24 protein-coding genes and 1 pseudogene are annotated in these 25,500 nt (G+C 62.0%); 15 read left to right on the top strand and 10 right to left on the bottom strand.

Annotation, left to right across the window (positions count from 1 at the left end):
* On the bottom strand, positions 1-319 hold a 319-nt coding region (locus tag AC1DUU_RS03350), incomplete at its 3' end, for an HAD family hydrolase (protein WP_476781992.1).
* Between the two features lie 5 nt (positions 320-324).
* Positions 325-1,965, bottom strand: coding sequence for a glucose-6-phosphate isomerase (pgi, locus tag AC1DUU_RS03345; RefSeq protein WP_476781994.1), 1,641 nt, complete (start codon positions 1,963-1,965; stop codon positions 325-327).
* A 252-nt stretch (positions 1,966-2,217) separates the two neighbouring features.
* On the opposite strand from pgi, the gene pdxR reads away from it, so the two are divergent.
* Complete coding sequence (gene pdxR, locus AC1DUU_RS03340) at positions 2,218-3,711, top strand: MocR-like pyridoxine biosynthesis transcription factor PdxR (RefSeq protein ID WP_476781991.1); 1,494 nt, start codon at positions 2,218-2,220, stop codon at positions 3,709-3,711.
* A gap of 180 nt (positions 3,712-3,891) precedes the next feature.
* Positions 3,892-5,481, top strand: coding sequence for a trimethylamine methyltransferase family protein (locus tag AC1DUU_RS03335; protein WP_476781990.1), 1,590 nt, complete (start codon positions 3,892-3,894; stop codon positions 5,479-5,481).
* 12 nt (positions 5,482-5,493) lie between these two features.
* Here AC1DUU_RS03335 and AC1DUU_RS03330 read toward each other — a convergent pair whose 3' ends face one another.
* A complete protein-coding gene (locus AC1DUU_RS03330) occupies positions 5,494-5,892 on the bottom strand; it encodes a hypothetical protein (RefSeq protein ID WP_476781989.1) in 399 nt (132 codons plus the stop codon).
* A gap of 97 nt (positions 5,893-5,989) precedes the next feature.
* Entirely contained in the window at positions 5,990-7,573 is a 1,584-nt protein-coding gene (locus AC1DUU_RS03325) for a peptide ABC transporter substrate-binding protein (protein ID WP_476781988.1), read from the bottom strand.
* 166 nt (positions 7,574-7,739) lie between these two features.
* Here AC1DUU_RS03325 and AC1DUU_RS03320 point away from each other — a divergent pair, with 166 nt between their 5' ends.
* Entirely contained in the window at positions 7,740-8,078 is a 339-nt protein-coding gene (locus AC1DUU_RS03320; RefSeq protein ID WP_476781987.1) for a hypothetical protein, read from the top strand.
* A 78-nt stretch (positions 8,079-8,156) separates the two neighbouring features.
* Here AC1DUU_RS03320 and AC1DUU_RS03315 read toward each other — a convergent pair whose 3' ends face one another.
* On the bottom strand, positions 8,157-8,867 hold the full coding sequence (locus AC1DUU_RS03315; protein WP_476781986.1) for a DUF6065 family protein: 711 nt from the start codon (positions 8,865-8,867) through the stop codon (positions 8,157-8,159).
* 152 nt (positions 8,868-9,019) lie between these two features.
* Between AC1DUU_RS03315 and AC1DUU_RS03310 the strand changes: the two genes are divergently transcribed.
* The 5 genes from AC1DUU_RS03310 to AC1DUU_RS03290 all read left to right on the top strand — a co-directional run bounded on the left by AC1DUU_RS03310 (position 9,020) and on the right by AC1DUU_RS03290 (position 11,561).
* Entirely contained in the window at positions 9,020-9,379 is a 360-nt protein-coding gene (locus AC1DUU_RS03310; RefSeq protein WP_476781985.1) for an ArsR/SmtB family transcription factor, read from the top strand.
* The gene (locus tag AC1DUU_RS03305) at positions 9,363-9,842 is read left to right on the top strand and encodes an SRPBCC domain-containing protein (protein ID WP_476781984.1); all 480 of its coding nucleotides are present in this window, start codon (positions 9,363-9,365) and stop codon (positions 9,840-9,842) included. The genes AC1DUU_RS03310 and AC1DUU_RS03305 overlap by 17 nt, the downstream gene beginning before the upstream one ends.
* Before the next feature lie 107 nt (positions 9,843-9,949).
* Complete coding sequence (locus tag AC1DUU_RS03300; RefSeq protein ID WP_476781983.1) at positions 9,950-10,399, top strand: GFA family protein; 450 nt, start codon at positions 9,950-9,952, stop codon at positions 10,397-10,399.
* Between the two features lie 62 nt (positions 10,400-10,461).
* Positions 10,462-11,244 carry a DUF899 domain-containing protein gene (locus AC1DUU_RS03295; protein ID WP_476781982.1) on the top strand — a complete coding sequence of 261 codons (783 nt, stop codon included), beginning with the start codon at positions 10,462-10,464 and terminating at the stop codon, positions 11,242-11,244.
* 140 nt (positions 11,245-11,384) lie between these two features.
* A complete protein-coding gene (locus AC1DUU_RS03290) occupies positions 11,385-11,561 on the top strand; it encodes a hypothetical protein (RefSeq protein WP_476781981.1) in 177 nt (58 codons plus the stop codon).
* On the opposite strand, the gene AC1DUU_RS03285 is transcribed toward AC1DUU_RS03290, so the two are convergent.
* Positions 11,558-13,360, bottom strand: coding sequence for an IlvD/Edd family dehydratase (locus AC1DUU_RS03285; protein ID WP_476781980.1), 1,803 nt, complete (start codon positions 13,358-13,360; stop codon positions 11,558-11,560). The genes AC1DUU_RS03290 and AC1DUU_RS03285 overlap by 4 nt on opposite strands.
* Before the next feature lie 176 nt (positions 13,361-13,536).
* Here AC1DUU_RS03285 and AC1DUU_RS03280 point away from each other — a divergent pair, with 176 nt between their 5' ends.
* A complete protein-coding gene (locus tag AC1DUU_RS03280) occupies positions 13,537-14,292 on the top strand; it encodes a class I SAM-dependent methyltransferase (protein ID WP_476781979.1) in 756 nt (251 codons plus the stop codon).
* 73 nt (positions 14,293-14,365) lie between these two features.
* Entirely contained in the window at positions 14,366-14,818 is a 453-nt protein-coding gene (locus AC1DUU_RS03275) for an SRPBCC family protein (protein ID WP_476781978.1), read from the top strand.
* A 591-nt stretch (positions 14,819-15,409) separates the two neighbouring features.
* On the opposite strand, the gene AC1DUU_RS03270 is transcribed toward AC1DUU_RS03275, so the two are convergent.
* The 4 genes and pseudogenes from AC1DUU_RS03270 to AC1DUU_RS03255 form a co-directional block, all read right to left on the bottom strand.
* On the bottom strand, positions 15,410-15,673 hold the full coding sequence (locus AC1DUU_RS03270; RefSeq protein WP_476781977.1) for a hypothetical protein: 264 nt from the start codon (positions 15,671-15,673) through the stop codon (positions 15,410-15,412).
* A 410-nt stretch (positions 15,674-16,083) separates the two neighbouring features.
* Positions 16,084-16,926, bottom strand: a complete 843-nt coding sequence (locus AC1DUU_RS03265) for a DUF1214 domain-containing protein (RefSeq protein WP_476781993.1) — start codon at positions 16,924-16,926, stop codon at positions 16,084-16,086.
* 36 nt (positions 16,927-16,962) lie between these two features.
* A pseudogene (locus AC1DUU_RS03260) lies at positions 16,963-17,254 on the bottom strand (DUF1254 domain-containing protein); the annotation flags it as partial.
* A gap of 541 nt (positions 17,255-17,795) precedes the next feature.
* Positions 17,796-20,063: a long-chain-fatty-acid--CoA ligase gene (locus AC1DUU_RS03255; RefSeq protein ID WP_476781976.1), complete on the bottom strand. Its 2,268-nt coding sequence runs from the start codon at positions 20,061-20,063 to the stop codon at positions 17,796-17,798.
* A 456-nt stretch (positions 20,064-20,519) separates the two neighbouring features.
* Here AC1DUU_RS03255 and AC1DUU_RS03250 point away from each other — a divergent pair, with 456 nt between their 5' ends.
* From AC1DUU_RS03250 to AC1DUU_RS03230, 5 genes are all read left to right on the top strand, one after another.
* Positions 20,520-22,115, top strand: coding sequence for an ABC transporter substrate-binding protein (locus AC1DUU_RS03250; RefSeq protein ID WP_476781975.1), 1,596 nt, complete (start codon positions 20,520-20,522; stop codon positions 22,113-22,115).
* 111 nt (positions 22,116-22,226) lie between these two features.
* A complete protein-coding gene (locus tag AC1DUU_RS03245; RefSeq protein ID WP_476781974.1) occupies positions 22,227-23,231 on the top strand; it encodes an ABC transporter permease subunit in 1,005 nt (334 codons plus the stop codon).
* Between the two features lie 9 nt (positions 23,232-23,240).
* Positions 23,241-24,149, top strand: a complete 909-nt coding sequence (locus AC1DUU_RS03240; RefSeq protein WP_476781973.1) for an ABC transporter permease subunit — start codon at positions 23,241-23,243, stop codon at positions 24,147-24,149.
* 3 nt (positions 24,150-24,152) lie between these two features.
* Entirely contained in the window at positions 24,153-25,007 is an 855-nt protein-coding gene (locus tag AC1DUU_RS03235) for an ABC transporter ATP-binding protein (protein WP_476781972.1), read from the top strand.
* A partial coding sequence (locus AC1DUU_RS03230) for an ATP-binding cassette domain-containing protein (protein ID WP_476781971.1) occupies positions 25,004-25,500 on the top strand: 497 nt, incomplete at its 3' end. The genes AC1DUU_RS03235 and AC1DUU_RS03230, both read left to right, overlap by 4 nt.

The raw sequence follows: 25,500 nt of genomic DNA, 5'->3' as shown, positions 1-25,500 counted from the left end.
GCAGGGGCACTGCCTTGGCCGAGCCCTGTTCAGCTGACACCTGATCGAAAACCTTGACCAGTGCTGCCCGTTCGTCGTTGCCGGCCTGGGGATACCACAGCGCCACGATATCGGCGTTGGTGCCGGCGGCAAACACCGAATCGGCGCGGAAGCCATGCGCTTCAAAATCGTAGCCGGCTGATTCCATCAGCGCGTTGGCCCGCGCCTTGTCGCCGTCGGCTGCTTTCAGCGCCATCATTTCGCCGATAGCGAACCACGTCGCCTGGAAATCGACAAGGGTTCCGTCCTTGTCGAAAAGTATGCCCTTGATGCCCCGCAATATGACTACTCCCGTTCTCTAAGCCGGTGGATATGCTCCACGAGGCCGGCTGTCGAGGAGTCGTGACGCGCGGCATTTTCTCGCCCCTCCACGACAGGCAACAGCCCGGTTGCCAGTTCCTTGCCGAGTTCCACGCCCCATTGGTCGAAGGCGTTGATGCCGAACAGCTGCGCTTCGACGAACACCCGGTGTTCGTAAAGCGCGATCAGCCGGCCGAGCATATGCGGGTCGAGCTTGCGGTAGAGAAGGGTCACCGACGGGCGGTTGCCCGAGAAGACGCGGTGCGGCGCGATCTTGTCGACTTCTTCTGATTTGATGCCCTTGGTCAGCATCTGCCGTCGTGCTTCCTCAAGCGTGCGGCCCTTCATCAGCGCTTCCGACTGCGCCAGGCAGTTGGCGAGCAGCAGATCATGATGCTCCTGAAGGTCGGGCTTATGGCCCTCAGCGGCCGCCAGGAACTCGACCGGGATGAAATCGGTGCCCTGGTGCAGCAGCTGGAAGAAGGCGTGCTGGCCGTTGGTGCCGGGTTCGCCCCAGACCAGCGGTCCGGTCGGCGTCACCACGCCACCGCCGGCGAGCGTTACACTCTTGCCGTTCGACTCCATATCGAGCTGCTGCAGATACGCCGGCAGCCGCGACAGGCGCTGGTCGTAAGGTATGACGGCACGCGCCGGGTAGTTGCACACCGCACGATGCCAGAAACCGACCAGCCCCATCAGCACGGGGATGTTCTTGAGCAGTGGTGCCGTGGCGAAATGCTGGTCCATGGCATGCGCACCGGCGAGGAAGTCGCGGAAATTTTTCGGGCCAATGGCAATCATGATCGGCAGGCCGATCGCCGACCACAGGGAATAACGGCCGCCGACCCAGTCCCAGAAGCCGAAGACGCGGGTGGGCTCGATGCCGAAGGCTGCGACCTTGTCGAGGGCGGTCGACACCGCTGCGAAATGGCTGCCCACCGCCTTCGCACCCAGCTTCTCTTCGACCCAGCGCCGCGCGGTGGCGGCATTGGTCATGGTCTCTACGGTGGTGAAGGTCTTGGACGCGATGATGAACAGCGTGGTCCCTGCGTCGAGGTCCTTCAGCGTATCGTGGATATGGGCGCCGTCGATGTTGGAGACGAAATGCGCGCGCGGCCCGTCGTGATAAGGCGCGAGCGCCAGCGTCGCCATGGCCGGTCCGAGGTCGGAGCCGCCGATGCCGATATTGACGATGTCGGTGATTTTCTTGCCGGTTGCACCCGCGGCCTTGCCCGAGCGGACATCGTCGGCGAATGCCGCCATGGCGTCGAGCACGGCATGCACGTCCACCGTCACGTCGTGGCCGTCGAGCATGACCGGCTTGCCCACAGGGTTGCGCAGTGCCGTATGCAGCACGGCGCGATCCTCGGTGACGTTGATGCGCGCACCCGCAAACATCGCGGCGCGCTTGCCCGCGAGGTCGACCGTCTGCGCCAGTTTTTCGAGCAGCGCCATGGTGGTGGCATCCACGGCGCATTTGGACCAGTCGAGCAACAAGTCACCATCAGTCGCCGAAAAATGCTGGAACCGCTTCGGGTCGGAGGCAAATGCCGCCCGCAAATTCTTCGGCGCGTCCTGATGATGGTTGCGAAGCGCGGTCAGCGCGGCATGAAAGGCTTGATCGATCACCTGGGAACTCCGGGAGTGTGAGCTGCTTGCGTCATCCTAGCAGACCTTGTGACTCAATGAAGGCGTCGCGGCGGACTATCGTTCCAAATTTCAATCGGTTCAATTGCCTTGCTCTGCAACCGTCGCTGGAAAGGTTCACTGGCATAAATCTATAGGATTAGAAAAATTGATTGGTGCAACCGCTTGTGCCAAGGATAGCTTTCTATGGTCCAGCAAAGCTAAAAAGACTGGACATGCGGGAAGAGTTCTATGCCACAGCGAAACGACACGGCGATCTGGTCAGGCTTGTTCCGGATTTCGGCAGAATCAGGTCAGACGCTTCAGGCCCAGATCAGGCAGGCGATCGTCGCCGCCATTCTCGATCGCCAGATCGCGGCTTCGATGCCGCTGCCCTCGTGCCGCATCCTTGCTGAAAAGCTCGGCGTTGCGCGCGGCACCGTGGTGCTGGCCTTCCAGCAGCTTGTCGATCAGGGCTTCCTCGTGGCGCGCGAGCGCCGGGGCCATTTCGTCAATCCCGAAGTGCTGGCAACGCCGGCCAAGCCGCAGCAGAAGAGCCCCGACCAGGCCAACGAGATCGATTGGAAGGCGCGCCGCCAGATCGCTGCCTCCGACATGCCGCCCCCGGCCAAGCTCGAGAACTGGATCAAGTCGTCCTACCCCTTCGTCTACGGCCAGTTCGACCCGACGCTGTTTCCGACCGCCGAATGGCGCGAGTGCAACCGCATGGCGCTGGCCGTGCTCGAAATCCGCAATTGGGCGGCCGACATGGTCGACCGCGACGATCCGCTTCTGATCGAGCAGATCCAGGCGCGCCTGCTGCCGCGCCGCGGCATCTTCGCCAATCCCGACGAGATTATCGTTACCCTTGGCGCACAGAACGCGCTTTACATGCTCGCCACGCTGTTGATGACCAAGGGCTCCAAGGTCGCGATGGAAGATCCGGGCTATCCCGATGCGCGTTCGATCTTCCGCCTGGCTGGCGCCGATATCGAGCCGGTTCCGGTCGATCATTCGGGCATCGTCACATCGGCGATACCGTCGGATGCCGGCTTTGTCTTCGTCACGCCGAGCCACCAGTGCCCGACAATGGTGCCACTCAGCGCCGAGCGCCGGCAGGACCTTCTCGCCCGTGCCATGCGTAACAACCAGATCATCATCGAGGACGGTTACGACAGCCAGTTGCTCGATGAGGCGCCGCAGCAGGCGCTGAAGAGCCTCGATCGCTCCGGCCGTGTCGTCTATGTCGGTTCGATGTCGAAGACGCTCGCGCCTGGCCTGCGCCTCGGTTACATCGTCGCCTCGGCGGATCTCATTGCCGAACTGCGGGCGTTGCGCCGCTTTATGCTGCGCCACCCGCCGGCCAACAACCAGCGCGCGGTCGCCCTGTTCCTTTCGCTCGGTCACCACGAGGCGCTGGTGCGTCGCTTGTCGACCGCCTTCACCGAGAGGCGCAAGCGGTTGGTCCAGGCGCTTTCGGCTTTCCTGCCAGACTGGCAGTCGACCGACTCCGCCGGCGGCACGTCCTTGTGGCTCGAAGGGCCACGCGGCACCGACTCGCGCGGGCTTGCGGCGGCTGCCGCTGCGCGCAGCGTCATCATCGAGCCGGGCGAGCGCTTCTTCGAGCATTCCGACAAGCCTACGCGCTTCATGCGTCTGGGCATTTCCTCGATTGCGCTTCAGCACATCGAGCCCGGAATCCGCGAGCTGGCGACCGCCGCCGGACGCCGCCCCGCGGCTGCATAATGCCCTTTGCCGGCGGCTCCTCCGCGCCGCCGGCTTATATCAGCGTTCTGGCATATCCGGCGGAATCCGCTGGCCCATAGTCTGGGCCAATGGACACGGCATAGTCGCGCAAAGGGAACGAGGCGACACGACGGTGGCATAATCACTGCGGGCCAGCCTCACAGAGTTCGGAGGACCTGCATGTCGCATGCCATCGAAAGCCATGACCTGTCGGCAGAGCAACGCTCGCGCCGATCCGGCGGCAGGGAGGCCAGGCGGGCGATGCGCGCAGCACCACTTGCCGACGACATCCGCCCCATCCGCGCCGGCCTCGAAGGTGGCCGCTTCCRGGCATTGGCGCCAAACGATCTCGAACGCATCCACGAAGCGGTGCTGACTCTGCTCGAGACGGTCGGCTTCGCCAACGCCATCCCAAGTTGTATCGAAGCGCTGACCCGGGTCGGCGCAACCTACAGCGACGACGGCCGCATTCGCTTTCCGCGCGCACTCGTGCTCGCCACCATCAACAACGCTGCCCGCAATTTCACGCTCTGCGGCCAGGACCCCAAACACGACATGCTGATCCAGGGTAAGCGCGTGCATTACGGCACCGCCGGTGCAGCCGTGCATCTTGTCGACGTCGAAAAGCGCGAATATCGCGAAAGCCTGCTGCAGGACATCTACGATGCCGCCCGCATCGTCGAGGGGCTCGACAACATCCATTTCTTCCAGCGCCCGATGGTGCCGCGCGACATTCCCGATCCGCTCGATATGGATTTCAATACCCTCTACGCTTGTGTCTCCGGCACCTCCAAGCATGTCGGCACCAGCTTCACAGTGCGCGAGAACGTCGCCCCGGCTCTTGAGATGCTTTATGAGATCGCTGGCGGCGAGGAGAACTTCCGAGCACGGCCGTTCGTCTCCAATTCCAACTGTTTCGTCGTGCCGCCGATGAAATTCGCCGAGGATGCCTGTGGCGTGCTCGAAGCCTGCGTCGATGGCGGCATCCCGATCCTGCTGCTCTCCGCCGGCCAGGCTGGCGCAACCGCGCCTGCGGCGATTGCAGGTGCGGTGGTCCAGGCGGTCGCCGAGGTGCTTGCCGGTCTCGTCTATGTCAACGCGCTGAAGCCCGGCCACCCCGCGATCTTCGGCACCTGGCCGTTCGTCTCCGACCTGCGCACCGGCGCCATGTCGGGTGGCTCGGCCGAGCAGGCGTTGCTGACGGCGGCCTGCGCCCAGATGGCCCAGTTCTACGATCTGCCCGGCGGCTCGGCCGCAGGCATGGCCGACTCCAAGCTGCCCGACATCCAGTCCGGCTACGAAAAGGGCATCACCAACGTCATGGCCGGCCTTTCCGGCCTCAATCTGGTCTATGAGTCCGCCGGCATGCATGCCTCGCTGCTCGGTTTTTGCCTGGAAAGCCTGATCATCGACAACGACATGCTGGGCCAATGCCTGCGTTGCGTGCGCGGCATCGAGGTCACCGACGCGGCACTGTCGATCGACACAATCTCGGAAGTCTGCCTCAACGGGCCCGGCCATTATCTCGGCAACGAGCAGACGCTCAGGCTGATGCAGACCGAGTACTTTTACCCCGCTGTCGCCGATCGTTTCTCGCCTAAGGAGTGGATCGAAAAGGGCAAGCCCGACCTGCTGGGCAAGGCGATCGCGGAGAAGAAACGAATCCTGGCCGAACGTTTTCCGCGCCACATTCCAAAAGCCACCGACGACAGGCTGCGCGCCCGCTTTGGCGAGCTGATCAAGTTGCCACGCGGTGGCATGGGCGGGTAGGGCAGATCGCCGCTAGTCGGTGCTCAGCCCGAAACGCTCGACGACATCGGGATTGATCAGCTTGGCGTGGAGTGCAAGCAGCACGATCTCCGCGTCGAAGCCGTCGCCTGCTTCCAGCGCTGCCTCGATCCGTTGCTCGGCTTCCTCCATGTAGTCGCGGCCATTGGCCCGCTCGAATGCTTCCGGCCCGGCGATGCAATAGCCAAACAGTTGCGCCACCGGCGGGTAGGCATGTGAAGGCGGGTCGTCTGGCCAATGATCCTTCATCAGATTGACGATGGTGAGCTTCACGCCTTCCGGCACCAGCGCGGGATGCAGGTCGACGCCGCGCAAGGCCGCGTCCAACTCGCGCAGATCGCCCGAGCGGCCGAACATGCCGAGAAATCCAAGGGAAGAGCGTCGTCTCGTCATGATGTCCCTGACCGTTTCCTCATCACCTAGGCGGTTTGGAAACGGAATTCAAAGGCCAACTGCGCGAGCATGGATGACGATCCAGCAGCGCTGACTGTCACTCCTTGAGCGACAGCCAGCGCGACCGGTGCACGTCACGGACATTGTCTTCGAAGCCGACAGCTTTCGGCGACACCAGGTTTTTCGATACGGCCCAGGTCAGCGGAATCACCGCCGTTTCGTCCAGTGCCATCTCTTCCGCGACCCGCAGCAGCAGGAGGCGCTCCGCCGCATCCTGTTCGGTCGCCGCCTTGTTGAGCAGAATGTCGAAGCCAGGATTCGAATAGCCCGCATAATTGTTCGGGTGGCCGGTTTTCATCAGCGCGAGTGAGTCGCTTGCGTCCGCATAGTCGAGGATCCAGCGCGCGCTGCCGGCAGTGAAATCGCCCTTTTTGAGCGCGTCTTGATGTTCGGGGATTTCCTCCCTGACAAACTCCACCTCCGCGCCGATCTCCTTCCATGCCTTTGCGACCGCCTCGCTGGTCTTGATCTGCAGGGGCAGGTTGGACGTGCGCAGTTGGAATTTGAGCGGCTTGCCGGGTCCATAGCCGGCGGATTGCATCAGCGTTGTCGCCTCGGCGACGCGCTGCTCGAGCGTCTTTGCGCTCCAGTCGGGCATGTAGGGCGTGTCCCCAAAACCCGGCACGCCGAGCGGTACCATCCCATAGGCGGCGAGCTGTCCGGTCTCCAGAACTGTGCCGATTTGCTCGCGGTCGATCACCATCGACAATGCGCGCCGCACCCGTGGATCGTTGAAGGGCCGTGTCTTCAGGTTGAGCACGTAATACCAGATGCCGAGCGCAGGCACGATGCGCGCCTCGCCTGGCCGGCTCGACTGCAGTTCATCCATTTGCGCGGCAGGGAACTGCGTGGCGATATCGATGTTGCCGGCCTTGTACGCCGCAAGCGTCGCGCCTTCGTCGTCGATGAAATGATAAACGACCTCGTCGAGCTCGACCTCGCCAGCCTCGCGATATCTGTCGTTCTTGACCGCGCGCAGCGTCTTCCCAGACTTCCATTCGGCGAGTTTGAAGGCGCCATTGCTCACCAGATGTTCCGGCTTGGCCCAGTCATCGCCGAACTTCTCGATGATGTGCTGCGGCACTGGATAGGCACTCGCCTGCACCAGCGCCTGCAGGAAATAGGGCATCGGCCGTTCGAGCTTGATTTCGAGTGTCTTGGCATCGGGTGCAGCCACGCCGAGCACTGCCGGGTCGGTTATCCTCCCGCCATTGAAGGCCTCCGCGTTCTTGATGGGGAACTGGATGAAAGCGAAATCGGCCTTGGTCTTGGGGTCGAGCACGCGGCGCAACCCAAGCAGAAAGTCGCTCGCCTCCAGCGCTTCGCCGTCGCTCCATTTCAGCCCGTCGCGCAGCTTGAACGTATAGGTCAAACCGTCCGACGACACTTTCCAGGATTCCGCTTGGCCCGCCACCGGAGTGCCGGAGGCATCCTCCGTGACCAGCCCTTCAAACAGATCGCCGATGATCAGGTCCGGCCAGTCGCCGGTCAATTTCTGCGGGTCGAGTGTCGCCGGCTCGGCCGATGTCTGGATATCAAGCGTCGCTGCCAGTGCCGMGTTTGTCAGCAATATCGGAACCAGGATGAATGCACTCAGCCAGGATGCGATGCGATTACGCATGGCCATTGCCCCTCTGTTGCTGTCGCAACCTACATCACGAGGTTGCATGAGTGAAGCTGCGCGCCTTTGCCTTTGCCAGCCGATTTTTCTCCCATCGATGGAATAGACCAAAATGTCTCCCGTTCCTCCCAGGCAATCACCAAGATTGTCGAAAAGGAGATGACAGATGAAAAAGATCATCGCCGTGCTTGGCGCGCTGCTGGTCGCAGCACCTGCTACGCAGACACCTGCGATGGCGGACAATGATGTTTCGAAATTCTTCAAGTCGGTCGTTTCAGGCGGCAAGAATTCGAGCGACCGTAGTGGTTGGTCGAATTCAAGCAGCAACCGCTCGTCCAATTCTTCGGACAATTCGAGTTCCAACCGTTCCTCGAACTCGTCGAACAACTCGAGCTCCAACAGTTCGTCCAATTCGAGCTCCAACTCGTCGTCCAATTCCAGTTCGAATTCCTCATCGAACTCGAGTTCGAACAGTTCGTCGAATTCCTCTTCCGACGACGATTGATCGCGGACACGGCATCATCAATCAGAAGGGCCGGTGGAAATTCCACCGGCCCTTTGCGTTTGGTGCAAGGCCTGCATCTTAACGTGGTGCCCGCGCGATCTTGCGATACCAGCCATCGGACGCGATGGTGTTGCGGAGGACGCGACGGCGGTCCTGCTCTTCATCCTTGCGCTCGGCGCGTATATCGGCGGTCAGTTCAAGCGCTTTGCGCTCGAAGGGGATGACCTGCACTAGCGGCGCGCCTTTTTCGATGATGTGCAAGCCGTCGGCGCCTGTCGCAAAGAACGGAAAGTGGATTTCGGCAGTATAGGTGTCGGTATCGACCACGCCCGAGACCAGTTCGAAGATGCCGTTTGGCCGGTTCAGCGGCTGCACGAACAGGCAGCTCCACCCGGGTGGCGTGCGCACGCTCCAGTAGTTGTGGAACTTGCACGGCGGCGCAGGCTGGCGCGGATTGCCTGCGACCTGATGCGCGCCGTGATTGCTGACCAGCGTTCGGTCGAAATCCCAGGCGGTATCTACCGTCTTGCCACCGTCAGAGATTTCCATGCGCACCGTGGCCGCGAGCCTGATGATCCAGCCTGCTGTCATGGCATCGAGAAACGGCATGCAGCGCTTGATGGTGAGGCCACTGTCTCCTGTCGAAAGCTTGGCCGGGTCGACCGCCGGCAACTTGCGGAACCAGTCGGGCAGGAAGGTCTTGGCCGGCACGGGCGGCGGGATGACGCCGTCATCCTCTGGGCGGCACAAAAAGCGGATCGAGGGCGGCTTCGGCGAAAATGGAAACATCTTTTTCTCCTGCGTGATGGCGGGAGAACGCGCGGGGCCGATGTCTATTCCATAAGGGCGGGCGCGTGAGGCAATCAGAGCAGGCTGCGCTTGACAGTGAACCTCTTCGGCAGTAATTAACCGATATGTTAATTAACGTGATTGCTAAATAAATGACCGACGATCGCCTCAGCGCCACCTTCTCCTCGCTCGCCGATCCGACGCGACGCGCCATTCTCGCCCGCCTGGCGCTTGGCGAGGCAACCGTCAACGAACTCGCCGAACCATTCGCCATGAGCCTGCCGGCGATCTCGCGTCACCTGAAAGTGCTGGAGCGCGCCGGCCTGATCAGTCGCGGCCGCGAGGCGCAGTGGCGGCCGTGCCGGCTGGAGGCAGGCCCGCTCAAGGACATTGCCAACTGGGTCGAGCACTACCGCCGCTTCTGGGATGCCAGCTTCGACCGTATGGCCGACTACCTCAAGGAATTGCAGACTGCTCAACCCAAGGGAGGACCCGATGACCGCAAGAACTGACACCGTCGCCGCCCAACCGCTTTCGCTTGAGTTCTCGCGCGTTTTCGACGCTCCGCCAGCGCTTGTCTTCAGGATGTGGTCAAGCCCCGAACATCTGACCCGCTGGTGGGGTCCGAAGGGCTTTACCTCTTCCGTCAAGAAGCTCGAATTCCGCAAGGGCGGGCGCTACCACCTGCTTATCCACGGCCCAAACGGCGAGGATGACAGCATGTCATCCGGCATGTCTGGCACGTTCCGCGAGGTCGTTCAGGGTGAAAAGATCGTCTTCACCTTCGCTTGGGATTACGACCCGGCCTGGGAAACGCTGGTGACGGTGACGCTTGCTGCCGAAGGCACGGGCACGCGGCTGACCTTCCGGCAGGAACCGTTCCTCGACGTCGAAACCCGCGACTCGCACATGGGTGGCTGGGGCGAATGCCTTGATCGCCTCTCCGACGCTCTCGCTGGCCGCCCGGTGATCTGAAAACAGCGCGCTCCGCGGGCGCGCCCGCCGACTTGCATATTCAAACCAGCGCTTGCCGAAGATCTCAGTCGCTTTTCGGATCGATGCGCCATGCCTTGGAGAAGACGATGTTGAAGACCTATCGCGGCAGTTGCCACTGCGGGGCTGTGCATTTCGAATGCCAGCTTGATCTTGCGCCATCGGGCCAGCGCTCCAAGCCCGAGCTCGACGGCATCTGGTGGACCTCCAGCTTTCGCTGCAACTGCTCGTGGTGCGCCAAGACACGGTTTTGGAAGGCCTTTGCCCGTCCGTGGGACTTTCGCGTGACGGAGGGCGCCGAGATACTGACCGAATACCGCTTCGGCGAGCGGGCCATCCGTCACACCTTCTGCAGCCGCTGCGGTGTCCATCCCTTCGCGACGGCCAGTTTTGAGCCGATGGGCGGTGATTTCGTCGCCATCAACGTCGCCTGTCTCGATGACGTTGCACCTGAAGAACTCGCCGCTGTGCCGATCACCTATGAGGACGGCCGCAACGACGCCTGGGACGGGCCGCCGGCTCAGACGGCCCACATGTGAGCGCCGGCCCAGTCATTGCAGCGAGCCGGCCGCAATGGTGCTGCCGGCGAAAAAGTCCAACGATGGAGAGCATGATGCAGCATGAAATCGTGTCACGAGACGAATGGCTGGCCGCGCGCGTAGCCCTGCTGGCCAAGGAAAAAGCAATGACCAGGGCGCGCGATCAGTTGAGCGCCGAGCGGCGCCAACTGCCCTGGGTGAAGATCGACAAGCAGTACTATTTCGAGGGTCCAGAGGGCAGGCTTTCGCTGTCCGACCTCTTCGGCGGCCGCAGCCAGTTGTTCATCAAGCATTTCATGATGGGCCCGGGCCAACAGCACCATTGCGTCGGCTGCTCGTTCGAACTCGACAACGCCGACAGCGTGATCGTCCACCTCGACAACCACGACGTCAGCTACGTCGCCGTGGCGCGCGCGCCGATTGCCGAGGTCGAGGCGCTCAAGGCACGCATGGGCTGGCAGGCGCGCTTCGTCTCTTCCTTTGGCAGCGACTTCAACTACGACTTCAATGTCTCCTATACGCCTGCGCAATTTGCGGCGAAGAAGGCGGTATACAACTTCGCGCCGCTCGATTTCGAAATCGAGGATCTGTCCGGTGACAGCGTCTTCTACAAGGACGAAGACGGCCAGATATTTCTGACCTATGCGAACTTCGGTCGCGGCAGCGAAATGTATCTCGGTGCCTACGGTATTCTCGATGTCATGCCCAAAGGCCGCAACGAAGCCGGGCCTTCCCACGACCTGACAAGTTGGATGCGGCCCCACGATATGTACGGCAAGGGTGGCATGGTCGAGCGCACCGGCCGCTACCATCCGGCCGATTGCAGTTGCGGCAAGCACGCCTGAGCGAGGTGATGCACCGATGTGCTGCGCCATTGGAGCGCTGATCATCGCCGTGATTGCAGCTTGGCGCCGCTTGCTGAAGGCGGCGTCGGGTTGGCATTCAGCATCGCGACGGGCTGCGGCGATTGCCGTGGCTCTGGGCCTTGGCGCTGGGACGGCAATTGCCGCGCAACATTTTCAGCATTACGGCGAACGCGCCGAAAACCATCGACGCACCATCCTGGCCGAGATTTGGTCTCAACCCATCTGCGATGGCAATTCTAAAGCAAGCAGCAGATATCGAGGCTGAACTCACCAAAATCCCGCGCGGCGATCCTTAGTGATTATCGCGCGGGATGCCCTTGGTCTGGGCGACGCGCTGGTACTTCACCGCCGGCTTCAGCACCATGCCCTCCGACAACTGGTCGACCATGCCGCGCTGGATCTCCTGCCACGGCGTCTGGTGCGCCGGGAAATGATAGCCGCCATTGTTCTGCAACTCGGCGCGGCGGCGGGTGATCTCGTCGTCGGTGACCAGAATGTCGGCGGTGCCTTTCTTCAGGTCGATGCGCACGCGGTCGCCCGACTTCAGCAGCGCCAAGCCACCGCCGACCGCCGCTTCCGGCGAGGCGTTGAGGATCGACGGCGAACCTGACGTGCCCGATTGGCGGCCATCGCCGATGCAGGGCAGCGAGTGGATGCCGCGCTTGAGCAGATAGGCGGGCGGCTGCATGTTGACCACCTCGGCGCCGCCGGGATAGCCGACGGGGCCGGCACCGCGCATGAACAGCACAGTATTCTCGTCGATGTTCTCGGCCGGATCGTCGATGCGGGCGTGATAATCCTCCGGCCCGTCGAACACTTTGGCCGTGCCTTCGAAGGCCTCGGGGTCGCGCGGGTTCGACAGGTAGCGGTCGCGGAACTCCTTCGAGATCACGCTGGTCTTCATGATCGCGCTGTCGAACAAATTGCCCTTCAGGTTGATGAAGCCGGCGTCCTTCTTGAGCGGATCGGCGACCGCACGGATGACCTTTTCATCGTGGTTTTCGGCCACGCCGCAATTCTCGCCCATGGTCTTGCCGTTGACGGTGGCAGCATCGGGATGCGGCAACAGGCCGGCCTTCATCAGTTCGGCAACGACCGCCGGCACGCCGCCGGCATGGTGATAGTCCTCGCCGAGGTATTCGCCGGCGGGCTGGAGGTTGACCAGCAGCGGCACATGGTGGCCGATCTTCTGCCAGTCGTCATTGTCGAGCGGCACGCCGAGATGGCGCGCAATGGCGTTGAGATGGATCGGCGCGTTGGTCGACCCGCCGATCGCCGAGTTGACGACGATGGCGTTCTCGAAGGCTTCGCGTGTCATGATGTCGGACGGCTTCAGATCCTCGCGCACCATGTCGACGATGCGCTTGCCTGTTTCGTACGAGATCTGGCCGCGCTCGCGATAAGGTGCGGGGATCGCCGCCGAGCCGGGCAGTTGCATGCCCAGCGCCTCGGCCAGGCTGTTCATCGTCGTTGCCGTGCCCATGGTGTTGCAATAGCCGACAGAGGGCGCCGAAGAGGCGACGATGTCCATGAACTGGTCGTAGTCGATCTCGCCGGCCRACAGCTTTTCGCGCGACTTCCACACGATGGTGCCCGAGCCTGTGCGCTCGCCCTTGTGCCAGCCATTGAGCATCGGCCCGACCGACAGGGCAATCGCCGGGATGTTGACGGTGGCCGCCGCCATCAAAAGTGCTGGCGTGGTCTTGTCGCAGCCGATGGTCAGCACCACGCCGTCGAGCGGGTAGCCGTAGAGCACCTCGACGAGGCTGAGATAAGCGAGGTTGCGATCGAGCGAGGCGGTCGGGCGCTTGCCGGTTTCCTGGATCGGGTGGCAGGGAAATTCGAACGGCACCCCGCCGGCGGCGATGATGCCTTCGCGCACGCGCTTGGCCAGTTCGATGTGGTGGCGGTTGCACGGCGACAGGTCGGAGCCGGTCTGGGCGATGCCGATCAGCGGCTTGCCCGATTGCAGCTCTTCGCGCGTCAGGCCGAAATTCAGGTAGCGCTCGAGATACAGCGCGGTCATGCCGGGATTTTCGGGATTGTCGAACCACTCCTGCGAACGGAGCTTCTTCGTCGTCTTGGTGCCGGCCATAAATTCCTCCCGAAATCCGGACCTGCATCGTTATGGCAAGGACTGAATCGCTGCAAGGGCGACGAAGGCGTGGCGCGTGGGGGCATGTGATCGGGCTGGCTTCGAAAGCGCTCGCTGGTCTCATGAGCGGGGCTGTCCTTGCGGCGCCGCGATGTTATGAAAGCGCCGCCAATGACATGAGAGCCCGTGCCTTGATCGACGACCGCCTCTACATCGACCCCGAGCTTGTGCAGTTCTACGACCTTGAGAACGAAGGCGGCGGCGACGTCGATTTCATCCTCCGTTTCGCCGGCGAGGCGAAGACCGTACTCGATCTCGGCTGTGGCACCGGTGCGCTGACAGTGGCGTTGTCTTCCGGTCGCTCTGTTACTGGCGCCGATCCAGCTGCCGCCATGCTCGATATCGCCCGCAAGCGCCCCGGCGGCGACAATGTCGAATGGGTCGAGGGCGATGCCCGTTCGCTGCGTCTCGGCAAGAACTTCGATCTTGTGCTTTTGACCGGCCACGCCTTCCAGGTGTTCCTGACGGCCGAGGACCAGCGGGCAGCACTCGATACCATTGCCGCCCATCTCGCGCCGGGCGGCCGTTTCATCTTCGATACCCGCAATCCCGCGGCGAAGGCCTGGCTGGAATGGGGCCCTGCTGACTCGCAACGCACTGTCGAGCACCCAACCTTCGGCGCGGTCGAGGCCTGGAACGACGCCGTCCAGGACGAGGCGACGGGTATCGTCACCTACGACACGTTTTACCGCGTGCCGGCCACCGGGCGGCAGTTCCATGCCCAGTCGCGCATCGCCTTTGGCGAGAAGGCGCCGCTTGCTGCGATGATGGCCGATGCCGGGCTTGTCGCCGACCGCTGGCTCGGCAGCTGGCAGGGCGCGCCCTATGCACCAGACGCACCCGAGATCATCCCGATCGGCCACAAGGGCTGACCGCTGCCGGCGTGATGGACAATCGCTGGACGCTGCGTTACCCCTCAAGGATCGGCATTCGGGAGGATTGCGCATGGCTTTGGTGATCGAAGGCGAAGAAAAGATCGCCGCCCCCATCGACGTGGTGTGGAAGGCGCTCAACGATCCCGAAATCCTGAAAGAGAGCATTCCCGGCTGCGAGAGCCTGGAGATGAGTTCGCCGACCGAGATGGCCGCCAAGGTGGTGCTCAAGATCGGTCCGATCAAGGCGACCTTTACCGGCGAAGTGACGCTGAAAAACCTCAACCCGCCGCACTCCTACACCATAGCAGGCGAAGGCAAGGGCGGCATCGCCGGCTTCGCCAAGGGCGGCGCCGACGTCACGCTGACCGAGGACGGGCCCGAAGCGACGATCCTCAAATACGAGGCCAAGGCCGATGTCGGCGGCAAGATCGCCCAGCTCGGCAGCCGCCTGATCACCTCGACCTCGAAGAAGCTCGCCGGGCAGTTTTTCTCGACCTTCGGCGAGAAGGTGGGAGGAGCGTAGGGGGATTTCGCTCGCCCCGTTTACGGGGAGAGGGTGGCCCGAAGGGCCGGGTGAGGGGCGGAGCCAAGTCTTTCACTGTTTGCGCTGCCCCTCATCCGCCTGCCGAAGAGACCAAGCTTGTCCGCCGCCACGCCCCGTTTCCGGTCTGGCCATTGCTAGGAAAAAGTTCGGGAAGCGGGGCGCGAGGCCGAGCCTTCCGATAGTAATTGTTTGGCGCGAACCTTGCGCCCCGCTCGGTGTTCTTGCCCCGCTCAGTCGCCTCAACGCTTTCGCGCCGCCAGCCGCCGCAAGGCCCGGGCTTGGGGGCTCATCACCCAGCAGGAGATCCGACCTCCCGCCAGCCCGGCACCGGCGCTTCCCCCCGATGCCCGGTGCGCACCGGGGTCCCGTGGAAGAACGCGAGGACAAGGATACGGCAGGTTTGAGAGGCGTGGAAAAACACGGGCAGTCTATCCACGCGGATTGCTGACAGACTTGCTGACAAGGCAATCGAAAGGCGGAGGCAGCAGCGTTGCGGAAGTGGCCGTTATCGTTGGCCTGCGATCAGGTGAAGAGCTTGAAAGCGCTGAAAGCGAAGTCGGAGGGATGGGCCTATTTCGGAAGGCATTCCACGGTGAAGGCGACGATGATCTGCTCCGGACCGGCTTTGCCGATGCTCTTCAGGTCTTCCAGGCCACTTCTCAGCCTGTCTCCCGCTTCCTTCAGGCTGGCCTCAAGTTTCGTCTTGGCTGCCTTGCATCGCTCTTCATTGGTAAACTCCTGGAACACAACGGTTGGAAGGAGCCTCCATTCCGACCTGTCATTTGTAGCAGCCGGACTGATTGAAAAGGAAAAGACATACATCAGGACCCACATCGGCATGCTCCACTTTTGGCAGACGGCCCGGCGGCCACAATTGCCAAGGATTGCTCTGATCGGGGCGCCTCTTCCAGATAGTAGTGCTCTACATTGCGTAGTCAGTCGGCGCTTTGTCGGTAACTTGGAGAGTACACCTTTCCACAGCGAGATGCGACCGCGCCCAAAGTTGCATCGTTGCAGGGGCAAGCGGAACAAGTTTCGGCCAACGGATGATTTTCCACGCCAATACAAGGTCGGAACGGATGTTCGGAGCCGAGTGCCACCGAGGTCCACGCAACCAAGGCCAACGAGGCCCGTCCCTACATCGTGGCACGCAGGAGATGACGTCGCCGGACGAGGCCGTCCAGTTCTGATCTTGGACGCGAGTTCGAGGGCTGCTTTAGGCAGTTGAATGCCCAGGCAGCCATTCAGTTTACGGCTTCAATGTCTTCCAGTTTCCAAGTCTTGTCGAAATAGGGTTCCGTCGGGCCATAGAAGCGGAAGATCGGGAACCATCCCTTTCCGGGAACGGTCTGTATCCAGTTCGCCTGCTGTTGGGGTTTGTCGGGGCCGAAATGGATGTCGATAGAGCCGTCTGCATTGACGATCGGCGATTTGTAGCTGCTGACTGACGGAAGAGGTTGATCGTTCTTCAGTTCGGACCGACTCAACGCATCGTAGACGACAACCGACCAAAAATTCTTGGCGGGGATGTCGGGCAGGATGTGCAACTTGTATGTCTTTGCGCCATCCAGAAAATCCCCTTTGCTGTCTCGGTATGTCCACAGATACTGCGATCCCTGACCGACATTCTTCGCCATCATGGCCGGAGAGTTACCTGCGGCCATGTAGTAGACGAAGTTCCGTGCATCGATCTGTGGCGCGCCTTCCTTGCTGAAGGTGTATGTCATTCYTTCCGGGACGGCCTCCCACTTGCGGTCATCATAATAGAACACGCGGGGATCAGGGGACGCGAAGGTGTTGGCGCGAGCCATGGCCCCGCCAAGTTGCGCCGCTTCAGACAGGATCGACTTCGTTTTCTCGTCTGGCTGGAACGGCTTGCCCTTCTCGATGCCGATTGCCTGCATCATCGAGCGTTCAAGCGGGCCGAAACTTTCGACGGGCTCTTCGTCGACAAGCTGGGCCAAGAGCTCGAAAAAGTGGAAATTGTCCGGAAAGACTGTGTTGATGTCCTTGCCCGAGCCGTTCAGGAACTCCATCGCCGGTGGCGACGCGGCGCCGGCAAGCGGGTAGACCTTGATCTGCTTCATCAGCGCGACGGCCTCATCGGTTTTGCCGTCGACCTGGAAGCCGCGAAGCCCAAGGGTGACTGAGTAGGTCGGCGACTTCGCCACGAAGTATCCCTTCGGCGCTTCGCCAGCGTAGCCAGGGGGCAGAACGAGGAACTTTCCGCCTTGGCCCTTGTCAGGACCCAACGGGCCGACATTCGGAAATGTATCGCTGCAAACCGTCCTGCAGAAAGCCGAGCATCTTCGGTGGGGCTTCGACGACGGTCGGTCCGTCCGCCTTCAGGTCGAGATGGCTGAGCGCATAGACGGTCTCGGTGTTCGCGGTGAGCAGTACTGTCTTCGCATCCATCAGGTCTTCCCAGACCACGACCTGATTGGGCTTTTTCGCTCCGAAGGCACGCAAACCTTCCCGCAAGCCAATCTCGCTTACCGGCATCAACTGGGTGAGGTAGACCTCCGTCGCCTGATTGAGCATTCGCAGGTCAAGGAGACGTTCAGCCGTATCACCAGCGGGGTAGCCACCCCTAAACTCGAAGTCGCCGGAGCGACTTTTCAGCGTTTCGGTACCAAGCCAGCCGTAGGGGTTCTGCTCTTGCGCGCCCACTGGCGCAGTGGCCAAGGCTGTGAGGATGACAAGTGAATACTCGATTGRACCGAGACGCATCATCCAACTCCTCGTGAGTGAGTCCAGAAAAGATGTACGTTTGCATATATTCAGCATGCCCAATCTCGCAAATGGCGATGATCAGGTAAAGGTGGCCCTGGTCCTTTTCGCCGATCTTGCCGGACGCAATAATTGCATCGCCTATCAAATGCCCGCCACAAACAAATCGGCCACCGTGAAGAATTTCTCCACGGTGGCCGACGGATGTTCAGGATGGGGCGGAGCCTTAGCCCCTCAGCTCGCGCCGCAAGATCTTGCCGACATTGGTCTTCGGCAGCTCGGTGCGGAACTCGATATGTTTCGGCCGCTTGTAGCCGGTGAGGTTTTCGCGGCAGTAGGCGATCAGCATCTCGACGGTGAGGTTGGGGTCCTTGCGAACCACGAACAGTTTCGGCACTTCGCCCGAATGTTCGTCGGGCACGCCGATGGCCGCGACCTCGAGCACGCCGGGATGCTGGGCAACGACGTCTTCGAGTTCGTTGGGATAGACGTTGAAGCCCGAGACCAGGATCATGTCCTTCTTGCGGTCGACGATCTTGGTGAAGCCGCGCTCGTCCATGAAGCCCATGTCGCCCGACTTGAAGTAACCGTCCGAGGTCATGGCCTTGGCGGTCTCGTCGGCGCGGTTCCAGTAGCCGGCCATGACCTGCGGGCCCTTGATGCAGATCTCGCCGACCTCGCCGAGCGGCAGGTCGTTGTCGTCCTCGTCGCGGATGGCGATGTAGGTCGAGGGCAGGGGCAGGCCGATGGTGCCGGTGAAATCGGGGGAGCTGGCTTTGTTGGCGGTYGCCACCGGCGAAGTTTCCGACAGGCCGTAGCCCTCGGTGATGTGGTTGCCCGTCGCCTTCTTCCAGCGCTCGGCGACCGGCCTTTGCACCGCCATGCCACCGCCGAGGCTGAGCATCAGCCCGCTGAAGTCGAGCTTGCGGAATTCCTCATTGTTGGTCAGCGCGTTGAACAGCGTGTTGAGGCCGGGGAAGATGTTGAACTTGAACTTCTTCAGCTCCTTGACGAAGCCGGGGATGTCGCGCGGATTGGGAATTAGCACGTTGAGCGCGCCCTGCTGCATGCCCATCAGCGCATTCACCGTCAGCGCGAAGATATGATAGAGCGGCAGTGCGCAGATGAAGGTCAGATGCGGCGGCTTGGGCCGCACGGTGTAGGCGTCCTCCACCCACAATGCGAGCTGGGCGACATTGGCCAGCACGTTGGCGTGGATCAGCATCGCGCCCTTGGAGATGCCGGTGGTGCCGCCTGTATATTGCAGGAAGGCGATGTCGTCGGCTTTGACGGCGACCGGCTTGAAGGTCTTGGTCGCGCCTTCGTTCAGCGCCGCCTGGAACGTGACGTGGCCGGGCAGCGACCAGGCCGGAACCAGCTTCTTGACGCGGCGCACGACAAGATTGACCAGCAGGCCCTTGAGCCCGAGCATCTCGCCCATCGAGGCAACGACCACATGCTTGACCTGGGTCTTGGCAACGATGGCCTGCAGCGTGGTGGCGAAGTTTTCGAGTATGACGATGGCTTCGGCACCGGAATCCTTGAGCTGGTGCTCGAGTTCGCGCGGCGTGTAGAGCGGGTTGACGTTCACCACCGTGTAGCCGGCGCGCAAGATCGCCATCATCGCGACGGGATATTGCAGCACGTTGGGCATCATGATCGCCACGCGCGCGCCCTTGGCCAGCCCCTTCGACTGCAGCCATGCGGCAAAGGCCGTCGACATGCGGTCGAGCTCGCCATAGCTCAGCGACTTGCCCATGCACGAAAAGGCCGGGCGACCGGCATATTGGTGGCAGGCAGCAGACAGAAGGTCGCCGATGGAGTTGTGGGCGAGCGGCGCGATCTCGGCCGGCATGTTGGCGGGATAGCTCTTCAGCCACGGCCTTGCGTCGGATTTGACGGCCACGGCCTTGGCAGGGGCGGCGGCTTTAGCAGCGGGCGCGGATTTCGCGGGCGCGGCTGCTGAATTGGTCTTGGCTGGAACAGCCTTTGCGGGCTTGGCAGTTGCGGGCTTGGCGGCCTCGGCTTTAGCCACCGCTGCCGGGGCCACGCCATTGGTTTTTGCGCCGGCTGGCTTTGCCTTGGCTGGGGCTGGCCTGGATGGTTCGGCCCTTGCCGTGGACGGCTTTACCTTGGCAGCTTCGACCTTGGCTGTGGCAGGCTTGGGGGCGGTCTTCGTTGCTACAGGTTTCGGGGCGGCTTTGACCGCTGGCTTTGCAGTTTCGACTTTCACAGCAGCAGCCTTGGCTGCAGGCTTTGTTTCGGTCTTCTTGGCGGGTGATTTGGCAGCCGACTTTGCGACCGCTGCTGTTGCCGTCGGCTTGGGTGCTGGTGCTGCCTTGGCCGGTGCGGTCTTCGGCTTTGCCGTCTTGGCGGGTGCTGCCTCAGCCTTCACGGCGGGCTTGGTTTCGGATTTTGCCTTGTCGGCTGGCYGGGTCGCCGCCTTCTTGGTGGTGGTCTGCGCCGTGCCTGCTTTGCCGGTGGATTTAGCCAATGCAACCTCCCTCGATGTTCTTGTTTCCGGCTGTGGTGGTCCGCCGGCTTTCGCCCTCGTCTACGTCGCAGCGCCATAAGAACAGTGCCGCGTCGGGGCATGTTGTAGTTGTTTGTATTGCTAGCTGACGTGCACGGCAAGTATCACCCAACGTCACCTTGGAGAACGAATTTCAGGATTCGCAGTTACATCGCGCAGCGCAGGTGAGGGCACCCCGAATTGCCCATCGTTGCGAAGATATAACTTTCCGCGGTCGAATCTAACGTGAAGTGCAAATTCCGGCGCGCGCAATGGAACTGACCAATTTCGACTATTTCGAAGTCATCTGTGGGTAAATTATTCTGCTTACCAAAGGGCAGGTAGACGGGGAGTTCCAATGCTCAATAAACGGTGCTTATATGCGCGCCTGCGAGCCTGAACTGGGATGGGCTTGGGCAAAATCATAGGGAGTGTTCAATGATCAAAAAAACGACCTTTGCGGCCGCGTTGCTGGCTGCAACCGTCCTGAGCGGTGCGGCGAGCGCGAAGACGTTCGTCTACTGCTCGGAAGGTTCGCCTGAAGGCTTCGATCCGGGCCTCTACACCGCCGGCACGACCTTCGACGCGTCTGCGCACACCGTCTACAACCGCCTGCTCGAGTTCAAGAAGGGCACCACCGAGACCGAGCCGGGCCTGGCCGAGAGCTACACGATTTCCGACGACGGCCTGGAGTACACCTTCAAGCTGCGTCCGGGCGTCAAGTACCAGACCACCGAGTTCTTCACGCCGAGCCGTGACTTCAATGCCGACGACGTGGTCTTCTCCTATGAGCGCCAGCTCAAGGCCGACAATCCCTGGAACAAGTATGTTGCGGGCGCTTCGTGGGAATATTCGGCCGGCATGGGCTTCCCGGAAGTCATCAAGTCGGTCGAAAAGGTCGACGACCTGACCGTCAAGTTCACCTTGACCCGCAAGGAAGCTCCGTTCCTGGCCAACATCGCGATGCCTTTCGCATCGATCATGTCGAAGGAATATGCAGACAAGCTGCAGGCCGACGGCAAGATGAACCAGCTCAACCAGATGCCGCTCGGCACCGGTCCGTTCAGCTTCGTTGCCTACCAGCAGGACGCCATCATCCGCTACAAGGCCAACCCGGATTACTGGGGCGGCAAGCAGAAGATCGACGACCTGGTCTTCGCGATCACTCCTGACGCATCGGTTCGCTACCAGAAGCTGAAGGCCGGCGAATGCCACTTGATGCCGTTCCCGAACGCTGCCGACGTCGCTGCGATGAAGACCGATCCGAACCTGAAGGTGATGGAGCAGGAAGGCCTGAACGTCGCTTACATGGCCTACAACACCACCCAGGCTCCGTTCGACAAGGCTGAAGTGCGCAAGGCGCTGAACCAGGCCATCAACAAGCAGGCCATCGTCGACGCCGTGTTCCAGGGTGCAGCGACGCCTGCAACCAACCCGATCCCGCCGACGATGTGGTCGTACAACAAGTCGATCGAAGACGATAAGTACGATCCGGAAGCATCGAAGAAGGCGCTTGAAGCCGCTGGCGTCAAGGACCTCAAGATGAAGCTGTGGGCGATGCCGGTTTCGCGTCCCTACATGCTCAACGCCCGCCGCGCGGCCGAGCTGATCCAGTCCGACTTCGCCAAGGTTGGCGTCACGGCCGAGATCGTCTCTTACGAGTGGGCTGAGTACCTCGACAAGTCGAAGGCCAAGGATCGTGACGGCGCTGTCATGCTCGGCTGGACCGGCGACAATGGCGATCCGGACAACTTCCTCGACACCTTGCTCGGCTGCACGGCCGTGGGCGGCAACAACCGCGCGCAGTGGTGCAACAAGGAGTTCGACGATCTGGTGAAGAAGGCCAAGGAGACGACCGACCTGGCCGAGCGCACCAAGCTCTACGAGCAGGCGCAGGTTGTGTTCAAGAAGGAAGCTCCCTGGGCGACCATCGACCACTCGCTGTCGATCGTCCCGATGCGCAAGGGCGTTGAAGGCTTCGTCCAGAGCCCGCTTGGCGACTTCRCCTTCGACGGTGTTGACATCACCGAGTAAGGCTGCCTAAACAGGCCAACCTTGGGTTGGGGCGCTTGGGTCACAAGCGCCCCAATGCACATTTTGTGCTACCCTTACCGAAATTTCGGACATTCACTTAAAAGGTCTGACATGCTCCGGTTCCTGTTGGGGCGGCTCGCCGTCCTCATCCCGACGTTCATCGGGGTTTCCATCATTGCATTCTCGTTCATCCGACTTCTGCCTGGCGATCCCGTCGCCCTTTTGTCAGGCGAACGCGTCATGTCGCCAGAGCGGCACGCGGAAATCTCCGCCCAGCTCGGCTTTGACCGACCGATCGTCATCCAGTACCTCGACTATCTCTGGGGCGTTGTCCGTGGCGACTTCGGCACGTCGATCGTCACCAAGAGGCCGGTTGTCGACCAGTTCTTCGAACTGTTCCCGGCGACCGTCGAGCTTTCGCTCTGCGCCATCATCTTCGCCCTCTTGCTAGGCATCCCCGCCGGCATCATCGCCGCGATCAAGCGCGGCTCGGTCACCGACCAGGCGATGATGGGAACCGCACTTGTCGGCTTCTCCATGCCGATCTTCTGGTGGGGGCTGCTGCTGATCATGCTGGTATCCGGCGTGCTCGGCTGGACGCCCGTCTCCGGCCGCATCTCGCTGATGTATTATTTCCCCTCCGTCACCGGCTTCATGCTAATCGACTCGCTGCTGTCCGGCCAGGCCGGCGCGTTCAAGTCGGCCGTCAGCCACCTGATCTTGCCGACCATCGTCTTGGGTACCATCCCGCTCGCCGTCATTGCCCGCCAGACGCGTTCGGCGATGCTCGAAGTGCTGTCGGAGGATTATGTCCGCACGGCGCGTGCCAAGGGCCTGTCGACCTTCCGTGTCGTCGGCATCCATGCGCTGCGCAACGCCATGATCCCGGTCGTAACCACAGTCGGTCTGCAGGTCGGCGTGATGCTCGCCGGCGCGATCCTGACCGAGACGATCTTCTCCTGGCCGGGCATCGGCAAGTGGATGGTCGATTCCGTGTCGCGCCGCGACTATGCCGTCATCCAAGGTGGCCTGCTGATGATCGCTGCCGTGATCATGCTGGTGAACCTCGCCGTGGACCTGCTCTACGGTCTCATCAATCCGCGCATCCGGCACTAGGAGGACGTCATGTCTCAAGCTGCTGCAACAAGCGCCATTTCGACCGATCCGTCCCGCCGGGCGCGATTGGCCGAATTCTGGTACTATTTCTCCGAAAACCGTGGCGCCGTCATCGGCCTCGTGTTCTTCATTTTTCTGGTGCTGCTGGCGATCTTCGCACCGCTGATCGCGCCGCACGATCCGACCCAGCAATACMGCGACGCGGTTCTGGTTCCGCCGTTCTGGCAGGAGGGCGGCCGCGCCGACTTCCTGCTCGGCACCGACGCCGTCGGCCGCGACATGCTTTCGCGCCTGATCTACGGCACCCAGTTCTCGCTGTTTGTCGGCGTCATCGTGACGACGCTGTCGCTCGCCGTCGGCGTCACCTTCGGTGTCATCGCCGGCTACTACCGCGGCTGGGTCGACACCGTCATCATGCGCGTGATGGACATTATCCTGGCATTCCCCTCGCTGCTGCTTGCGCTTGTGCTGGTTGCCATCCTCGGGCCGGGCCTGGTCAACGCGATGATCGCCATTTCGCTCGTGTACCAGCCGCATTTCGTGCGCCTGGCGCGCGCAGCCGTAATGAGCGAAAAGACCCGCGACTACGTCGTCGCCGCCAAGGTCGCAGGGGCGAGCCATACCCGCCTGATGTTCAAGACGATCCTGCCGAACTGCATGGCGCCGCTGATCGTCCAGGCAACGCTGTCGTTTTCGAGCGCCATTCTCGATGCGGCGGCACTGGGCTTCCTGGGCATGGGCGCGCAGCCGCCGACGCCGGAATGGGGCACCATGCTCGCCGAGGCGCGCGAATTCATCCAGAGCAAGTGGTGGGTGGTGACACTCCCCGGCGTGGCGATCCTTATCACCGTGCTGGCGATCAACCTGATGGGCGATGGCCTGCGCGATGCGCTCGATCCGAAGCTGAAGAGGTCCTGACACATGGCACTTCTTGAAATCGAAAACCTGGTCGTCGAATTTGAGACGGCCTCCGGCCCCTTCCGGGCGGTCAACGGCGTGTCGATGAAGGTCCATGAGCGCGAGGTTCTCGCTATCGTCGGCGAGTCAGGCTCGGGCAAGTCGGTGTCGATGCTGGCGGCGATGGGGCTTTTGCCCTGGACGGCGAAGGTCACCGCCGACAAGCTGACCTTCAACGGCCGCGACCTGCTTGCCATGCCCGCCAACGAACGGCGCAAGATCATCGGCAAGGACATCGCCATGATCTTCCAGGAGCCGGTGGCGAGCCTCAACCCGTGCTTCACCGTCGGCTTCCAGATCGAAGAAGTCCTGCGCGTCCATTTGGGGCTCGACAAGGCCGCCCGCCGCAAGCGCGCGATCGAACTGTTTGAATCTGTCGGCATTGCCGACCCGGCCGAGCGCCTTGGCTCCTACCCGCACCAGATGTCTGGCGGCCAGTGCCAGCGCGTGATGATCGCCATCGCGATTGCCTGCAATCCCAAGCTGCTCATCGCCGACGAGCCGACGACCGCGCTCGACGTGACGATCCAGAAGCAGATCCTCGATCTGCTGATGAAGCTGCAGGCCGACCACGGCATGGGCCTGATCATGATCACCCACAATATGGGTGTCGTGGCCGAGACCGCCGATCGAGTGGTCGTGCAGTACAAGGGCCGAAAGATGGAAGAAGCCGACGTGCTGACGCTGTTCGAAAACCCGAAGAGCAATTACACGCGCGCTCTGCTGGCGGCACTCCCGGACAATGCGACGGGCGACCGCCTGCCGACGATCTCGGAACTCTTCGTCGACGACGAGAACCTGGAAGGGGCTGCACGATGAGCGTCATTCTCGAAGCGCGCAACATCGTGCGCGACTACCACGTGCCCGGCAGCTTTTTGAAGAAGGCCAAGACCGTGCACGCCGTCAAGGGCGTGAGTTTCACGGTCGAGAAGGGCAAGACGCTGGCGATCGTCGGCGAAAGCGGCTGTGGCAAGTCCACGCTCGGCCGCATCCTGACGCTGATCGACCCGGCAACCTCGGGCGACCTGCTGATCGAAGGCAACAAGGTCGACATCGCCAAGGGCGATCTGACGCCGGAGATGCGCCGCAAGGTGCAGATCGTGTTCCAGAATCCCTATGGCTCGCTCAACCCGCGCCAGAAGATCGGCGACATCCTGACCGAGCCGCTGGTCATCAACACCGACACGCCCGCCGACGAACGACGCGACAGGGCGATGAAGCTGCTGAAGAAGGTTGGCCTCGAAGAGAAGCACTACAACCGCTACCCGCACATGTTTTCGGGCGGCCAGCGCCAGCGCATCGCGATCGCGCG

The sequence above is a fragment of the Aminobacter sp. P4_H6_2 genome (assembly GCF_056400805.1).
Note: the sequence above shows the minus strand (reverse complement) of the source record. Positions and strands in the feature narration are given on the sequence as shown.

Bases quoted from the DNA above. Each gene is read 5' to 3' on its own strand.
- pdxR (WP_476781991.1), top strand. From the start codon at position 2,218: ATGCCACAGCGAAACGACACGGCGATCTGGTCAGGCTTGTTCCGGATT.
- AC1DUU_RS03300 (WP_476781983.1), top strand. From the start codon at position 9,950: ATGTTGAAGACCTATCGCGGCAGTTGCCACTGCGGGGCTGTGCATTTC.
- AC1DUU_RS03315 (WP_476781986.1), bottom strand. From the start codon at position 8,867: ATGTTTCCATTTTCGCCGAAGCCGCCCTCGATCCGCTTTTTGTGCCGC.
- AC1DUU_RS03270 (WP_476781977.1), bottom strand. From the start codon at position 15,673: ATGTGGGTCCTGATGTATGTCTTTTCCTTTTCAATCAGTCCGGCTGCT.
- AC1DUU_RS03305 (WP_476781984.1), top strand. From the start codon at position 9,363: ATGACCGCAAGAACTGACACCGTCGCCGCCCAACCGCTTTCGCTTGAG.
- AC1DUU_RS03330 (WP_476781989.1), bottom strand. From the start codon at position 5,892: ATGACGAGACGACGCTCTTCCCTTGGATTTCTCGGCATGTTCGGCCGC.
- AC1DUU_RS03245 (WP_476781974.1), top strand. From the start codon at position 22,227: ATGCTCCGGTTCCTGTTGGGGCGGCTCGCCGTCCTCATCCCGACGTTC.
- AC1DUU_RS03275 (WP_476781978.1), top strand. From the start codon at position 14,366: ATGGCTTTGGTGATCGAAGGCGAAGAAAAGATCGCCGCCCCCATCGAC.
- AC1DUU_RS03320 (WP_476781987.1), top strand. From the start codon at position 7,740: ATGAAAAAGATCATCGCCGTGCTTGGCGCGCTGCTGGTCGCAGCACCT.
- AC1DUU_RS03235 (WP_476781972.1), top strand. From the start codon at position 24,153: ATGGCACTTCTTGAAATCGAAAACCTGGTCGTCGAATTTGAGACGGCC.
- AC1DUU_RS03295 (WP_476781982.1), top strand. From the start codon at position 10,462: ATGGAGAGCATGATGCAGCATGAAATCGTGTCACGAGACGAATGGCTG.
- AC1DUU_RS03280 (WP_476781979.1), top strand. From the start codon at position 13,537: ATGAGAGCCCGTGCCTTGATCGACGACCGCCTCTACATCGACCCCGAG.
- AC1DUU_RS03310 (WP_476781985.1), top strand. From the start codon at position 9,020: ATGACCGACGATCGCCTCAGCGCCACCTTCTCCTCGCTCGCCGATCCG.